Genomic DNA, 14,865 nt, shown 5'->3' with positions numbered 1-14,865 from the left:
TAAGCGGCTTATTCGTCGCTTTTTTTCTTACTAATTCGGATTTTTTATTTCCAATTGAAGAATTAAAATCTATCAAAAACGTAAGAAATTACTATATTAGAGTTGCAAATCCCCAAATTTGTAACCTATGAAGCTAATTGCCCCACTGTTTCTATTGCTTTTCCTATGGTCATGTAATCTAGGACCACAGAAGAAAGAAGACCATCAAATTATTGAAGTAAACAGAGTTTCTGAAAGCCCCACCATAGACGGGAAAGGCAATGAAAACTCATGGAACATGGCGACCTGGCATCTCCTAGATCAAAATTGGCTGGGGCGCCCCTACGAGCATGATGACTTTAATGGTCGCTTTAAGCTAAACTGGGACGAAAATCACCTTTATATACTTGTGGAAATTATCGATGATTCGCTCTACGATCGCGTAAAGGAACCATTAAAATTATGGTGGAACGATGATTCAATTCAGGTCTTTGTTGACGAAGACAACTCAGGAGGGCTTCACCAACAGAGTCACAATGCTTTTGGGTATCACATTGCATTAGATGGCAATGTAGTAGACTTAGCGCCTAGTAAGGAGCCAAAGTTGTACAATGAGCATATTTCTTCAAAAAGAGTTACGGAAGGAAATCTAAGTACTTGGGAAATGGCCATTAAAATTTACGATGACAGCTACACCGAAGGAAGTAAGAACGGGGCAACGATTCTAAAAGCTAACAAAAAAATTGGTTTTGCGCTTGCCTATTGCGATAATGATCAAAGCACAGAGCGAGAAAACTTTATAGGTTCCGTTTTTGTTCCGGGTGAAGATAAAAATCAAGCTTGGATAAATGCAGATATCTTTGGTACAATCTTGCTGAAAGACTGATTACTCCATAACCACTTCACTGTACTTAGAATTGACCACTATTGAACTCCCAGCATCTTCACGCTTAAAATAACCCCGGTGAATCGTATTATTATGATTCTTTGTTTGATTCCAAGTAATGCTCGCCGGAGAAATCAGCTTAGACGATGTTCCGTTTACGTATATCGTAAACGGAACAGTTGGAGCCTTAAAATTCAATTCAGCATTCTGCAATGTAATATCAATATCTTTAAAACTATTCGACACCGACTTAATCTGTATCGGCCCAAAGTCGTTCTTAATAAAAGCACTATTAATCAAACGATCAATAGTGACATCAGAAGAGGTAGCATTTAAACGTAAATTAAGCACCTCTTTCAAGGCTACATTTTCAGAGTACTTTGCTTGTAGCTGACCATAGTTCCAATTCTGAACGCTGATAGGAGAATAAGAAGCGCTAATCGTTGTTTTATCACCGTCGATAGTTGTCGCCCATAGGCTAGAATGTGAAAGTGTGGCATTGATGTTTTTGGTGTTTTCCGCTAGTTTCACCTCTCCATGTCTCACATTCATTTTTATTTTCATCCCTTTGGGCATTTTAACCTTAAGCGTTTTTTTGACCTTATAGTTTTTATGAAAACCATCTGAAGATCGATAAAAAATACTTGGCTTGCCTTCTCCGTCGCTATCTATGATAAAAAGATCGTTTGAATCATTCCCACTATCACCCGTTCTCAATCTCAATATTTGTTGTTCTCTTATTTTTACACGTTCTTCATTTCTCTTCGCTCTCGCTTCGGCCATCTTCTCGTGTCTTTCCGCTCGTTCTCTATTTCGTTTTTCATGCATGGCCTGGCGCTTTTCCATCATCTCTGCTCTTTTCTTTGCTATTTTCTCTTGCTTTTCTTCCATTCGCTTTGCCCATTCCTCTAACTTTGCAACATGCTCCTCATCATAACTTTCATTAAACTGCTTTTTCCATTTCTTTAAGTACGCGTCACCATCTTCTTTAAAGGCTTTGTGGTCAAATTTTGCCATGGGCGGAATAGGAATATTACTCAACTCGTCGAAATCAAAATCGAAGGTATAGGTATGCAAATCTGGAAACTCAGGCATTTCGATATGAAAATTTTGTGCATCACTAAGTGCATGAGGCCAAAGCCATGTATTCGTAGAACCCGTGCTAATAGAAACCTTATTGCTGTTCCCTAAAATTTGTAAACCTGAATTTTCGAAGTACGCTTCAGCTTCTTCATCGGTAGCCCCATCAATCTCAATAATTGCTTCAATTTCGACTTCAGCTTTGGCCCATGTTTCGAACTCGATATCTGCATGACTCGTATTGATATCTAGTAGCGCATCACTAGAAACATTAAAGGTCTCCTTAAAGGTTTTTGTTTGTTTTTGCCCATATACCCCTATGGCGATGAAGCATAGGAGCAAAGTGAGCATTTTAAATTGTGTTTGTCTCGACTTGTTCATTTTTTGATGTGTTTAAATTGTTTAACTTCTTTTTTAACTGCTGTAACAATTGCAAGCGCAACTGTAAGTTTTGGATTAAGGCTGATATCGTATCGTCGTTTGGGCCAATTTGATTTAGCTCTGCATTAAGCTTATTATACTCCAAATCTAAATTCTCTAATTGTTCCATAAAGCTATCAACAAGGGCTTTATTATCTTGTGACACCTCCAGTTTCGATAGCTCTAAATTGATGTTAGCCACATAGTAGTTTTCTACCTTTTCCAGATCTGGAGATAAGTCGCCCAATGAAATACCTTTGGGTTCAACTATTTCATTTTTCCCTTCCACAATGATCTCTTTGATCGGTTTTTCGGAGTACTTCTTGTATCCAAAATATCCTGCAGTGAGTAAAATCAATACCGTCGCCGCAATTTTAAGCAGACCGAATGACGATTTCTTCATTTGCGGCAGCTCTTTCTCCAAACGCTTCAAAAACCGTTCTTGGTGACCGTCATTCATAACGGGCTTCTGCTTCTCCCTATCTTTCTTGAATAATTCTCTAAGATCCTGAGACATATCTTTTGTTTTTAAGTAATTCTTTTAAAAATCCTTTTCCACGTGACAACCTAGTTCTACAAGCCGACTCTGTAATGTTCAACACCTGTGAAATCTCACTGTGGTCGAAACCTTCCATCAAAAACATCATCACTACATACTTGTATTTTTCAGGTAAGCTTTCAATGGCTAATTTTACATCATCAAGTGATATACCTGCTTCGATTGACCAGTTCTCATCAGTTTCTACATGCATATAACCCTCATCCAATGCTACCAACTTTTGTTGTTTCGTTTTTAAAAAGTCAATACTAGTATTAATAACAATTCGTTTCAACCAAGCTCCAAAGCTTACATCGCCCTTAAACTGATGAATTTTTTGAAATGCCTTTATGAATGCCTCCTGTATGACATCTTCCGCATCATCCGCATTTTTCAGAAACCGCATAGCAACACAGAACATTCCTTCACAATACTGTTTGTAAAGCTTTAATTGTGCTTTGCGATTGTTGGCTTTGCACTCTTCTACGATATCAATTTGAAACATTTGGCAGTTTCGTTGTTGGTTTTGACGTTGAATTCACTTTAAGGACGAACAAAAAAATAGGATGTTGCAAAAAACAGGTAATTTTATATGGAATTCAAAAAATAAGTCGATTGCAAGAACATCGATTTAACGGAAACTTACGTATTTGATTGAAAGCTTTCCACAGATAATTATTAGAATTTTATGAAGCAAGTTACCATCAGCACCCCATTTATTACCTTAATTGTGTTGGATTACGGTGCGATTATTCAAAAGGTGCTGGTAAAAGACAAGAATGGAAAATCAGTCAACGTTGTTGCTGGTTACAATACTCCCAACAGCTATTTGGAGGACAATAAATTTTTAGGTGCCTGCGTAGGAAGATATGCTGGACGTATATCCAATGGAGGATTCGAACTAGATCGTGAAATGTATCATTTGTTTCAAAAAGACGGTGTGCACCTGCATGGAGGTAAAGAAGGTTTTGGTAAAAAATACTGGACTATTGAAGAGGTACATCAAGGCAGGCAACCTTTTGTAAAGCTATCTTACCATAGCAAGCATTTGGAGGAAGGATATCCAGGAAATCTAAAAGTATTTGTCACCTACAAATTAATAAACAACCAATTGCATATCATACATGAAGCATCTACAGACCGCACTACTGTGGTCAATTTGACCAATCATTCCTATTTCAGATTGGATGATGAGAGTCAAATAAACGACTATGATCTTCAATTGCATTGTTCAAAACTGGTCGAAACCTATACGGATTTATTACCTACGGGTAAATTGATTTCCGTCAAGGAAACATCCTTCGATTTTCTAAAGAAGAGGAAAATAGGCACTACGCGATTAGATACACCCTTCGTGCTTGACTCAGGGTCAAAAATAGCAGGAATGGTTTCTTCTCAAAAAACAGGAATAGCCATGGAAATTAGTACAAATCAGCCTGCCTTGATATGCTATACACCTCAAGAATTTCCAGCGATTTGTTTTGAAACTCAAAACTATCCCGATGCGCCGAATAAAAAAAACTTCCCAAATAGCAAACTTCGTCCAGGGGAAATCTACAAAAATGAATCGCTTTTTGTTTTTGACCTTTTGTAGGAGGCTTTCCTCAATATTACCCGAATAGCTACCGATTTAGTAACTTAGACTAACTTTAAATATATAAACATGAAATTAAAAAAATGGCTTATCGGCTTGCTGCTAACTTTCGGCGCTTTGTTTTTGATATTCAAATTTATTGCATGGCCTTATATGCAGGGAGAAACCAAAAAAATTAGTCCCCAAAAAGTGGCAACATATACCCAAAATGGCATGGATTTGTCAGTTGCATACTCAAGTCCCTTTAAGAAAGGTAGAGTTATTTTTGGAGAACTCGTTCCTTATAACGCTGTTTGGAGAACCGGTGCGAATGAACCCACGACCTTTACTACCAAAACAGCAATTAAGATTATAGACAAGGAGCTACCTGCAGGCACCTATGCTATTTGGACTATTCCTGGCAAAGATAGTTGGTCGGTTATATTCAATAGCGAGGTACCTGATTGGGGTGTTACACTTCTGAGCGGCGGGAAGGATACCACCAGGGATGCCGCAACCGATGTCGTACAAGTCGAAGTTCCGTCAAACTCACTTTCCGCAGAACGAGAAAGTTTTACGATTTCTTTTGATGAAGGAAACCCGGTAAACCTCTCTTTGTCATGGGATGAGACCATCGTTCAAATTCCTATCAACAACTAAATTTGGCATCTCAAAAAAAAACATCTTCGGAACGAATTGCTAAAATTCAAGATAGCCGGAAGTTGATTCCCACCGTGGAAGTACTTACCTCTGGTATTTTTAACAATGATAAAACCGCTTTGGCCAGAGCTATTACTTTGGTAGAAAGCACCAAAAAAGAGAATCTTGAAAAAGCCAATACTATTATTGAAAAGTGCTTGGCAACAAAAACGGATAGCATTCGAATCGGAATTACCGGGGTTCCCGGGGTTGGTAAAAGTACTTTTATAGAATCCTTTGGGAAGAAATTAACTGCTCTGGGAAAAAAAGTCGCTGTTCTTGCAGTTGACCCAACAAGTACACAGACAAAGGGAAGCATTCTAGGTGATAAAACCCGAATGCAAGAATTGGTCAAAGATGACAATGCCTTCATTCGCCCCTCCCCTTCTGGAATATCATTAGGTGGAGTTACCCGAAAAACTCGGGAGACTATTATCCTTTGTGAAGCAGCAGGTTATGATGTGATTCTTGTAGAGACGGTAGGTGTCGGTCAAAGTGAAACCGCCGTTCACAGTATGGTCGATTTCTTCTTGTTATTAAAACTGCCAGGAGCAGGAGATGAACTTCAAGGTATTAAAAGGGGTATTATTGAAATGGCCGATGCTATTGTGATCAACAAGGCAGATGGTGACAATCTAAAGCGAGCCCGAAGTGCTGCTGTTGAGTTTTCTAGGGCACTACACTTATACCCGCCAAAAGAAAATGGGTGGGTTCCCAAAGTGCTAAGTTGTTCTGCATTGAAAAATACCGGGCTTGACGAAATTTGGGAGATGGTTTTGAACTATATTTCAGAAAACAAAGTGTCTAATTTCTTTAACATAAAACGTCAAAAACAGAATAAAAATTGGTTATTACAAACCCTTGATGACCGACTTAAACAACGGTTTTATCAAGATAAAAAGGTCGCTATGCAACTTGAAAATTTGATTAATGATGTGATCAACAATAAAATATCCCCCTTTCGAGCAGCGGAAAAATTACTACACTCACATCATAAATAAATACCTAAATTTGCCCAAGCAATTCGCAGTCGATGAACGTAGTTACCGATTCTTTACTTTCCATAGTAGTCCCTTTTTATAACGAGCAAGACAATGCTGTTCTTTTAACCGAAAAGATTCATGAGAGTTTGGCAGGGTATAACTATGAAATCATTTATGTCGATGATTTTTCAACAGACAATACCCGCAAGGTTGTTAAGGGAATGAACGACAAAAGGGTTCACTTGATTGAACTTAAGAAGAACTACGGCCAAAGTTTGGCGCTTGCAGCGGGAATTGATCATGCCAAAGGAGAATATATTATTACCATGGATGGCGATTTGCAAAATGACCCAAGTGATATTCCTGAAATGTTGGGTTATGCCGTTCAAGATGATTATGATGTCGTAACTGGAATACGTCAGAAGAGGAAAGATTCTCTGGTAAAAAAAATACCCTCCAAAATTGCCAACTTCTTAGTACGTAGAGTAACCAACCTTGACATCAAAGACAACGGTTGTGCGCTCAAGGTATTTACGAGAGACATTGCCAAAGAATTGAATCTCTACGGAGAAATGCACCGCTTTATTACCTTGCTCGCTCATTTGGAGGGTGCGCAGATAAAACAGGTTCCTGTAAAACATCATGCACGAAATGCAGGGGTATCAAAATACGGATTAGAACGTGTATTTAAAGTGGTTGCAGATATGATGCTTCTGCTCTTTATTCGGAAGTACTTTCAGCGCCCCATTCACCTTTTTGGAATTTTTGGGGTCTTACTTATTATTTTAGGTGGTCTAATTAACGTTTACCTCTTGATTGTAAAATTCGGTTTTGGGGAAGATATTGGTACACGACCGCTATTAATTTTCGGGCTGATGTTTATTCTAGCTGGCATACAATTATTTACTATTGGTATCGTAATGGAGCTCTTAATACGAACCTATTATGAATCGCAGCAGAAACGGCCTTACAGAATCAAAAAAATAACGGTGGGTGGCGAATCTTCGTAAACAAGGACTAACGGCCTTAAAGATTCTTATAAGTGTCGCGCTTATCTATTTCATTTTTAATAAACTCAATGTAGCTGAGGTCGTTGAAACCTTTAAAAAAGCGAATCCGTTGTATTTGCTTTTCGCATTGGTGTTTTTTGCAATGTCTAAAGTGATAGCGGCTTATCGCCTCAATTTATACTTTCATGAACTCAAGATTCTGCTAACGCAGAAAAGCAATTTGAAGCTTTATTTACTTGGAATGTTCTATAATCTCTTCCTTCCAGGGGGTATTGGGGGCGACGCCTACAAAGGTTATGTCATCAAAAAGAGTTTTGAAGTTGAAACCAAGAAAGTGGTTGCCGTTCTAGTTCTTGACCGCTTGAGTGGCTTACTCCTGCTATTCATATATGCTTGTGCATTGGCAATGGTTATAAACAATGATGACCTAGCTAATTTTAAAATTCTAATCGGATTTGCCATTCCCTTAAGTATGGTGGTTTTTTATTTTTTGAATGCGAAATTTTTTGATTATGTACTTCCGGTATTTTGGAAATCGATTGCGTATTCGGCCTTTGTACAACTATCACAATTGGTATGTGTTTTCTTTATTTTAAAATCCTTAGGCATTGAAAGCAATGGTGTGGCTTACCTACTCATATTTTTGATTTCATCCATAGTATCGGTAATTCCGCTGACCATTGGCGGGATAGGAAGTCGAGAGCTCACTTTTTTCTATGGCGCGGCCTGGCTGGGCTTAACTGAGACCACTTCTGTGGGTATTAGTATACTTTTCTTTTTGATTACTGCCCTAGTATCTCTTTTTGGAATTCTGTATCATTTCAAAAAAGTAAAACTTGAAACAATTAAATCATAAGCAGTGGGTCGAAGGCAATTAAACAAAGCATGCTCCTAGCACAGATAATCTCTCCAACCTCTTCTTTATCGCCTCGTGCAGCTAATAAATATGAATTAAATGCCTTTTATTCAAGACCTTCTTTCTTGTTGCCGGATCTAAAAATTTGACTTGTAGTCTTGTAATGCGAAACTGGTTTTCTGTAAACTGCCTATCCCAATCGAAACCCATATTTTGAAGTTCTTTCAACTGTAAATCATCTACATATACCCAGACGTCTTTTTTATTTCCGAGTTCGGCTATTGAGGTAATCTGTACAGGCTCTTTATTATAAAAATCAAGAGACCAAGTGTAATGTTCAGAAACTTTGTAAATGTTATCCACAGGAATATTATGTTCAGCTATCGTTTCCGCCATCGATGAACCTGCCTGATATTCCAACAATGAGGGGTAGAAATGAGTGTTCAAAACTGCATTTAATAGCAAGGAGCTAAACACGGAGATCGTAATAGTTCGCAAATAATACTCCTCTCGTTTCAGACTATAATAGATAATTACTGCAAAGCTTAATCCCAACAAAATATAAGCGTAGTTGCTTTCAAATTTGAATACATAAAAGCATATCAACACAGAGGCAATAAATACAAGACAAAGAACAAAATACTGAACACCAAGAAGTGCCTTGATCGTTTTTCTTTTGGTGTACTTGTAAAGACTATACAAGTATGATGCGGTCAGCACAGAGAACAACGGTATTGTGATATTCAAATAGTGAGGCAGTTTGAACTGCGCAAAACTGATGACAATGAAAATGAGTGTAATACCACCAAAGGTCAAAAATTCATACTTGGGGTTGTACTTGAATTTTAAATTGATCAGCGTTTTCAACCTACAGAAGTACGCTCCAATTCCCAATATGGTCCATGGAAGAAAAACCCATAAAAAGGTGTGAAAAAAGAAAAAGTAGTCACTACTGTTCTTTCCCATACCTGTGCCGCTCATGCGTTCAAAACTCTGCTCCCAAAAAATAAAAAATATTCCGCTTCGATTGTCTTTTCCCCGTATAATTTTCTCAGGATGCAAATCAAACTGGTGGTAATAAGCATACAGCATTGGGGCAACGGCAAGGGCAAAAATCAGTAGCCCAACTAGCACCTTCCAACTTAAAAATCGGTTCCATCTTCTCGTATACGCCAAATGACATAGTAAGGGAAAACCTATTACTACTAAAGCGATCTGACCTTTTGTGGAAAAGGCAATCCCCGCGCCAAATGCTCCTAAAAGGATATTCTTCAAAGACTTGGTCTCAATATAGGCAGTCAATTGCCAAATAGCAAAAATGGTAAATCCTGTTAGTACGGCATCAGTTCGAACGTCTATGGTGGCCAATACTATGGTTTGGGCGGTCATAAAGATGAGTGCAGCAAGTTTGCCAGTTCCTTTGTTATAAAGTAGCTTGCCTAGGCCATGGCAACTATAGGCGCCGAGTAGCGTAGCAAGTATTCCTGGAATACGATACGCCCAGGCATGAATTCCAAAAACTTTATACGAAAGTGCGGCAAGCCAGTAATGCATATGTGGCTTGTCAAGATATTCTTCCGGACCTTTAAAAAGACTTAAAAAGTCATTCTCTTGAACCATACGCATGGCCATAACAGCGAACTGTGCAGAATCGTTCTCAAAGAGTTTCACGAACATTCCTACTATGTACACAACTACGGTCAGGAGCAACAAAAACCAATACCTTGTATTAGATATCATAAAGGTAATTTGAGGAGTGCAAATATATACAACTTTGCAAATAACCAGCCAAAAAACAGGCCTATTACCATTCCTGAAAACACATCTAGCGGAAAATGCACCCCAATATATATCCTACTATATCCTACGAAAATAGCCCAAAATAACAAGAAAATTCCTATGTGACGGTATTTACCCTTTAATAAAATGGAAAAGAAAGTGGCTACTGCCATGGTATTGCCAGCATGTGCTGAAAAGTAACCGAATTTACCCCCGCAGCTGTCTTTTACCAATCTTGCTAGCGCATTCACCTCAGGGTCAAAACATGGCCGTAAACGCTGCACCCCATACTTAAAAAAATCGGCCAAGCCGTTAGCGGCGGCAATCATTAAAATAGCCACTACTACAAGTAATACAGTCTTTTTAAAACCAATCTGCTTATAGCAGAGAAATAGTAGCAAAAGATATAGTGGAATTGAAGTGAATTTATTGGTGACGAACATCCAGAAACCATCCCAAGTTTCGCTACCCAAATTATTGAGTATTAAAAAAACTTCTTTATCATATGACAGGAGATCATCAAGCATAAGACTAGTCTTCGTAGCGGGAAACTTCTCGGTCGTAAAATGCCGTCGCCTGCGCTATCAAATTCTCTGCCTCCGTTTCTAGGTCATTTTCATCCTCCTTAGTAAAATCCTCCAGCCATTCCACCTCGTCATTTTCCAGATTAATTATGAATCTTGGGTAGTCGGTATGTATGATAAAAATAGCAGATGGATAATCGGTATTATCACCCAATAAAAATTTCGGAAATTCCATAGTATTCAACTTTGAGCGATTAACTTTTTTGTGAGATAATTAAATCGAATATACAACATAATCGCAGATGCTGTTAGTCCGCTAAGGAGTCCAATCCAAATACCAGTACTTCCCAATTCTGTATGGAGCCCAAGGTAATAACAAATAGGAAATCCAATAATCCAGTAGGCTATAAAGGTTATAAAAGTAGGGATTTTTACATCTTGTAATCCACGTAAAGCACCTAAAACAACAACTTGTATTCCGTCAGATATTTGAAAAAAAGCGGATACCAGTAAAAGCTGAGCAGCGAGAAAAACTACCTCGGTATTGTCGGATAGATTTAAGGCTGAGTCGAGATTTAGATACAAGGTTGGAAACCAATTTCTTCCCCATAGGAAGAGTGCAGCAAAAACAATTTCAATCAAAAAAGTTAGCAAAAAAATAGACTTTGCTATACGTCGGAGTTCGGTAAAATTACGCAAGCCTTTTTGATTTCCCACTCGAATCATTGCGGCAACGCCTAGGCCCATACCGAACATAAAAGTCATACTACTCAAATTCAAAGCGATTTGATTGGCTGCCTGAGCGTTTTTTCCCAGCACTCCACTTAACCAAATGGCTGCTGTAAAAATTGCAACTTCAAAAAACATTTGAAGGGCCGAAGGAAACCCCAAGCTGATAATCTTGTTCATCACCTTCTTTTCGAGCTTTCTAAAATTAAAGCCTGTAACATAGTCTTGAAACTTCTTCTTGCTTTTCAACAGATACCAGATGTAGATAACCATTAATATTCGAGCGACCAAAGTTCCGATGGCGGCACCAACAATTCCCATTTTAGGAAATCCGAAAGAACCAAAAATTAACAAGTAGTTTAATACAATGTTTACCACATTAGCAATAACCGTGGCATACATAGGGTATCTCGTTTGCGATAGTCCATCAGAAAACTGTTTGAACGCTTGAAAAATGACCAAGGGGATGAGCGAAAAAGCCACCAGATCCAAATAAGGCATAGCCAAATCAACCACCTCTGGTGGTTGGTCCATAATATACATTAGCGGCTTCGCAAGTAGAATAAGACCAAAAAGAGACCCTCCTAGAACGGTGCATAAAACGAGGCCGTGTTTTAAAGCACTCTTGCCATCCGCTTTGCAACCCGCACCATCTGCCTCTGCAACTAAGGGTGTAATGGCCGTTGAGAAACCAATGCCCAAAGACATGGCGATAAAAACAAAACTGTTACCCAGTGAAACTGCGGCAAGCTCCGCTGTACCCAACTGCCCTACCATAATATTATCTGCTAACTGAACTACCGTGTGACCTAAGAGTCCCATGATAACCGGAAGGGAGAGTGTGATGTTATAAGCAAATTCTTTGGTATAATTTTGTAACAAGGCTTAATGGATTATTGAAAAATAAAAATTTAATAAAATAAACGAATTGGCAAATTTACGGTTTGCTATGCATCTCACGAAGAACCGTCTATCGCTTTAGACTCTTCCCAAAACACATCCATCTCGGCCAAAGTCATTTCTTTTAAAGCTTTCCCTAAACTTTTTGCCTTAGCTTCTAGGTATTGAAAACGTTTAATGAATTTCTTGTTGGTTCGCTCTAGTGCATTTTCCGGATTGATATCCAAAAATCGAGCATAGTTAACCATGGAAAAAAGGACATCCCCAAATTCAGCTTCCATTCTTTCAAAGTCTTGCGCTTTAACCTCTTCCTGAAATTCGGCCAATTCCTCCTGCAGCTTTTCCCATACTTGTTCTGGCTTTTCCCAATCGAAACCAACTCCTGCCACTTTATCTTGAATTCGATTGGCTTTTACTAAAGAAGGTACCCCCCCTGGAACACCTTCCAATACACTCTTTTTTCCTTCTTTCAGTTTCAAGTTCTCCCAATTGCGTTGTACTTCTTCTTCGTCTTTTACATTGACATCTCCGTAAACATGAGGGTGACGGCTAATCAGTTTTTCACTTATACCTGTACATACATCAGCAATATCAAAAGCATCAGTCTCACTCCCTATTTTAGCATAAAAAACAATATGCAAGAGCAAATCGCCCAGCTCCTTCTTAATTTCTTCCAAATCATTGTCTAAAATGGCATCTCCTAGTTCATAGGTTTCCTCGATCGTGAGGTGGCGCAGACTTTGCATAGTCTGCTTTTTATCCCACGGACATTGCTCACGAAGTTCATCCATGATAGTTAGTAGTCGGTCAAAAGCGGCTAATTGAGTCTGTCTTGAATTCATCGAAATTGCTTTCGGTAAAAGTACAAATCGCATTGCTTATCTTTCGCTCTTTCAGAAGTGTATTTTTGGTTATCTTTAAAAGATCAAAATTCAAACAAACCGAATGCCTCGCTCTCTGGGAAATTACATGTATCGTTTTCTATTTATGGGGATACTACCCTTAGGAACCATCGGTCAAGCTCAAAATATGAATTCCGAAAAGCGTATTGAAAGTACCTTGGAAATTATTTCTGTTTCTTCCTTGGAACGAAAAATAGTGTATCGAGCCGACAGCCATTTTGAGGCCCCGAACTGGACTCCTGATGGTAAGACTTTGATTTACAATAGCGCAGGCTTGCTTTATCAAATTTCTACAGAAGGGGGTGTGCCTGAGTTGATTCCTACGGGGTCGCTAAAAAAAATCAATAATGACCATGGCATTTCGCCAGATGGCACCAAAATGGTTATTAGTGATCAAACCGAAACGGGGAAATCTTTAATCTATTCCATCCCAATTCAAGGAGGTGAACCCAAAAAAATCACTCCGCTTGGTCCCTCTTACTGGCATGGGTGGTCTCCAGATGGAAAAACTTTGGCCTATTGTGCAGAACGCAATGGCAACTATGATATTTATACTATTCCCATTGAAGGAGGTGAAGAAATGCGTTTGACTAGCTCAGAAGGGCTCGATGACGGTCCTGATTATTCTCCAGATGGAACCTACATCTATTTTAATTCTGAACGTACTGGTACTATGCAAGTTTGGCGTATGAAAACAGATGGCAGCCAGCAAGAACAAATTACGTATGACGAGTTCAATGATTGGTTTCCGCATCCTTCTCCTGATGGAAAATGGATTGTTTACGTCACTTTTAATACAGAGGTGCCTTCAGGTAGACACCCTGCCAACAAGAACGTAATGCTAAGACTTCTGAATTTAGAAACAAAAAAGATTATAATAATGGCAAAACTATTTGGTGGGCAAGGAACCATAAATGTACCTTCATGGTCGCCGAACAGCAAGCAACTTGCTTTTGTAAGTTATCAATTAAAATAAGAGAAATGAATTGGAAAAAAACACTTCTGCTTTTTATTATGTGTGCTACAGCAGCAGCAATTAAAGCGCAGAGTCTTTCGGAAAAGGCGACTGACTTTTTAAATCTATTATCAGAAGAATTAAGGACTCAGGCTCTTTTTGAACTAGAAGATGAAGAACGTTACAATATGAATTATGTGCCCATACCCAGAAAAGGGCCTACATTTCACGATTTTAATGAAAAACAAAAAGCTGCTGCGCTAGATTTATTACAGTCGTCATTAGGCAAGGAAGGTTTTAGAAAGTCACAAGAAATCATGGCACTAGAAAAGGTACTCCGCATTATTGAAAATAATGACGATGATAAAATGCCAGACGGTCGCCCCAGAAGAGATCCGCTTAACTACCACTTCTGCATTTTCGGAGACCCGGCCTCCAAGGCTCCTTGGGGTTGGCGCTTTGAAGGACATCATATTTCGCTAAGCTTTACATCCAGCAGCGGAAAAGTAAGTTCTTCAACCCCCGCTTTTTTTGGCACCAATCCGGCTATTGTGAAAAGTACTGATCAAAAAGGTAAAGAGGTTTTAAAGGAGGAGGCAAGTTTAGGTTTTCAACTCATTAATTCTATGAACGAAATGCAATTGAAGTCTACGAGATTTAACGAAGTGGCTCCCTATGATATCAGTTCGTTGACCAATCGTAAAGTGGAAACCTTAACCCCTTTGGGTATTTCCTACACGGCACTATCAGAAGGCCAAAGAGAAATAATGCTTCAACTCTTGAACGTTTATCTATCTACTTTTGAACCCAATTTTGAATCTGAGTTTTGGGATAAAATAAGGCATGCGGGTATCGAAAATCTATCGTTTGCGTGGGCGGGCAGTTTGCAGCCGGGTGCGGGACATTACTATAGAATACAGGGCCCTTCATTATTAATTGAATATGACAACACACAGAATGATGCCAATCACGCTCATGCAGTAGTCAGAGATTTAACCAACGACTATGGAGAAGATGTGCTTAAAGAACACTATAAAAAACACCATAATTAA

Annotated in this window: 16 protein-coding genes; 8 read left to right on the top strand and 8 right to left on the bottom strand. The window is 38.8% G+C overall.

The window, feature by feature from the left end; translation table 11 throughout:
• Window positions 1-127 precede the first annotated feature (127 nt).
• On the top strand, window positions 128-865 hold the full coding sequence (locus ABJN95_RS19910; RefSeq protein WP_348373090.1) for a sugar-binding protein: 738 nt from the start codon (window positions 128-130) through the stop codon (window positions 863-865).
• On the opposite strand, the gene ABJN95_RS19905 is transcribed toward ABJN95_RS19910, so the two are convergent.
• The 3 genes from ABJN95_RS19905 to ABJN95_RS19895 are packed head-to-tail and all read right to left on the bottom strand — an operon-like array spanning window position 866 to window position 3,408.
• Window positions 866-2,326 (bottom strand): hypothetical protein, encoded by a 1,461-nt coding sequence (locus ABJN95_RS19905; RefSeq protein ID WP_348373088.1) that lies wholly within the window; start codon window positions 2,324-2,326, stop codon window positions 866-868. It lies immediately after the preceding gene.
• Window positions 2,298-2,882, bottom strand: coding sequence for a hypothetical protein (locus ABJN95_RS19900; protein WP_348373086.1), 585 nt, complete (start codon window positions 2,880-2,882; stop codon window positions 2,298-2,300). Before ABJN95_RS19900 ends, ABJN95_RS19905 begins: the two co-directional genes overlap by 29 nt.
• Window positions 2,866-3,408, bottom strand: coding sequence for an RNA polymerase sigma factor (locus ABJN95_RS19895; protein ID WP_348373085.1), 543 nt, complete (start codon window positions 3,406-3,408; stop codon window positions 2,866-2,868). Before ABJN95_RS19895 ends, ABJN95_RS19900 begins: the two co-directional genes overlap by 17 nt.
• A gap of 183 nt (window positions 3,409-3,591) precedes the next feature.
• Here ABJN95_RS19895 and ABJN95_RS19890 point away from each other — a divergent pair, with 183 nt between their 5' ends.
• From ABJN95_RS19890 to ABJN95_RS19870, 5 genes are all read left to right on the top strand, one after another.
• Window positions 3,592-4,497 (top strand): aldose epimerase family protein, encoded by a 906-nt coding sequence (locus ABJN95_RS19890; RefSeq protein ID WP_348373083.1) that lies wholly within the window; start codon window positions 3,592-3,594, stop codon window positions 4,495-4,497.
• A gap of 69 nt (window positions 4,498-4,566) precedes the next feature.
• Window positions 4,567-5,136 carry a DUF2911 domain-containing protein gene (locus tag ABJN95_RS19885; RefSeq protein ID WP_348373082.1) on the top strand — a complete coding sequence of 190 codons (570 nt, stop codon included), beginning with the start codon at window positions 4,567-4,569 and terminating at the stop codon, window positions 5,134-5,136.
• A 2-nt stretch (window positions 5,137-5,138) separates the two neighbouring features.
• On the top strand, window positions 5,139-6,176 hold the full coding sequence (meaB, locus tag ABJN95_RS19880; RefSeq protein WP_348373080.1) for a methylmalonyl Co-A mutase-associated GTPase MeaB: 1,038 nt from the start codon (window positions 5,139-5,141) through the stop codon (window positions 6,174-6,176).
• A gap of 32 nt (window positions 6,177-6,208) precedes the next feature.
• Entirely contained in the window at window positions 6,209-7,168 is a 960-nt protein-coding gene (locus tag ABJN95_RS19875) for a glycosyltransferase family 2 protein (protein ID WP_348373079.1), read from the top strand.
• Window positions 7,152-8,024: a lysylphosphatidylglycerol synthase transmembrane domain-containing protein gene (locus ABJN95_RS19870; RefSeq protein ID WP_348373077.1), complete on the top strand. Its 873-nt coding sequence runs from the start codon at window positions 7,152-7,154 to the stop codon at window positions 8,022-8,024. The genes ABJN95_RS19875 and ABJN95_RS19870 overlap by 17 nt, the downstream gene beginning before the upstream one ends.
• A gap of 81 nt (window positions 8,025-8,105) precedes the next feature.
• On the opposite strand, the gene ABJN95_RS19865 is transcribed toward ABJN95_RS19870, so the two are convergent.
• The 5 genes from ABJN95_RS19865 to mazG all read right to left on the bottom strand — a co-directional run bounded on the left by ABJN95_RS19865 (window position 8,106) and on the right by mazG (window position 12,798).
• Window positions 8,106-9,764, bottom strand: coding sequence for a glycosyltransferase family 39 protein (locus tag ABJN95_RS19865; protein WP_348373075.1), 1,659 nt, complete (start codon window positions 9,762-9,764; stop codon window positions 8,106-8,108).
• Window positions 9,761-10,330, bottom strand: coding sequence for a phosphatase PAP2 family protein (locus tag ABJN95_RS19860; RefSeq protein ID WP_348373073.1), 570 nt, complete (start codon window positions 10,328-10,330; stop codon window positions 9,761-9,763). Before ABJN95_RS19860 ends, ABJN95_RS19865 begins: the two co-directional genes overlap by 4 nt.
• Window positions 10,331-10,334: 4 nt before the next feature.
• The gene (locus tag ABJN95_RS19855) at window positions 10,335-10,562 is read right to left on the bottom strand and encodes a hypothetical protein (protein WP_348373072.1); all 228 of its coding nucleotides are present in this window, start codon (window positions 10,560-10,562) and stop codon (window positions 10,335-10,337) included.
• A gap of 5 nt (window positions 10,563-10,567) precedes the next feature.
• The gene (locus ABJN95_RS19850; RefSeq protein ID WP_348373071.1) at window positions 10,568-11,938 is read right to left on the bottom strand and encodes an MATE family efflux transporter; all 1,371 of its coding nucleotides are present in this window, start codon (window positions 11,936-11,938) and stop codon (window positions 10,568-10,570) included.
• Window positions 11,939-12,012: 74 nt separating this feature from the next.
• Window positions 12,013-12,798, bottom strand: a complete 786-nt coding sequence (mazG, locus tag ABJN95_RS19845; protein ID WP_348373069.1) for a nucleoside triphosphate pyrophosphohydrolase — start codon at window positions 12,796-12,798, stop codon at window positions 12,013-12,015.
• Between the two features lie 103 nt (window positions 12,799-12,901).
• On the opposite strand from mazG, the gene ABJN95_RS19840 reads away from it, so the two are divergent.
• Complete coding sequence (locus ABJN95_RS19840; protein WP_348373067.1) at window positions 12,902-13,834, top strand: transporter; 933 nt, start codon at window positions 12,902-12,904, stop codon at window positions 13,832-13,834.
• Window positions 13,835-13,839: 5 nt separating this feature from the next.
• Entirely contained in the window at window positions 13,840-14,865 is a 1,026-nt protein-coding gene (locus tag ABJN95_RS19835; protein ID WP_348373066.1) for a DUF3500 domain-containing protein, read from the top strand.

The organism is Maribacter sp., from assembly GCF_039974175.1.
Taxonomy (GTDB): Bacteria; Bacteroidota; Bacteroidia; order Flavobacteriales; family Flavobacteriaceae; genus Maribacter_C.
This window is presented reverse-complemented; position numbering and strand designations above follow the sequence as displayed.

Excerpts from the sequence above, each read along its gene's own strand:
- ABJN95_RS19910 (WP_348373090.1), top strand. The coding sequence starts at position 128 with ATGAAGCTAATTGCCCCACTGTTTCTATTGCTTTTCCTATGGTCATGT.
- ABJN95_RS19905 (WP_348373088.1), bottom strand. The coding sequence starts at position 2,326 with ATGAACAAGTCGAGACAAACACAATTTAAAATGCTCACTTTGCTCCTA.
- ABJN95_RS19900 (WP_348373086.1), bottom strand. The coding sequence starts at position 2,882 with ATGTCTCAGGATCTTAGAGAATTATTCAAGAAAGATAGGGAGAAGCAG.
- ABJN95_RS19895 (WP_348373085.1), bottom strand. The coding sequence starts at position 3,408 with ATGTTTCAAATTGATATCGTAGAAGAGTGCAAAGCCAACAATCGCAAA.
- ABJN95_RS19890 (WP_348373083.1), top strand. The coding sequence starts at position 3,592 with ATGAAGCAAGTTACCATCAGCACCCCATTTATTACCTTAATTGTGTTG.
- ABJN95_RS19885 (WP_348373082.1), top strand. The coding sequence starts at position 4,567 with ATGAAATTAAAAAAATGGCTTATCGGCTTGCTGCTAACTTTCGGCGCT.
- ABJN95_RS19875 (WP_348373079.1), top strand. The coding sequence starts at position 6,209 with ATGAACGTAGTTACCGATTCTTTACTTTCCATAGTAGTCCCTTTTTAT.
- ABJN95_RS19865 (WP_348373075.1), bottom strand. The coding sequence starts at position 9,764 with ATGATATCTAATACAAGGTATTGGTTTTTGTTGCTCCTGACCGTAGTT.
- ABJN95_RS19860 (WP_348373073.1), bottom strand. The coding sequence starts at position 10,330 with ATGCTTGATGATCTCCTGTCATATGATAAAGAAGTTTTTTTAATACTC.
- ABJN95_RS19855 (WP_348373072.1), bottom strand. The coding sequence starts at position 10,562 with ATGGAATTTCCGAAATTTTTATTGGGTGATAATACCGATTATCCATCT.
- mazG (WP_348373069.1), bottom strand. The coding sequence starts at position 12,798 with ATGAATTCAAGACAGACTCAATTAGCCGCTTTTGACCGACTACTAACT.
- ABJN95_RS19840 (WP_348373067.1), top strand. The coding sequence starts at position 12,902 with ATGCCTCGCTCTCTGGGAAATTACATGTATCGTTTTCTATTTATGGGG.
- ABJN95_RS19835 (WP_348373066.1), top strand. The coding sequence starts at position 13,840 with ATGAATTGGAAAAAAACACTTCTGCTTTTTATTATGTGTGCTACAGCA.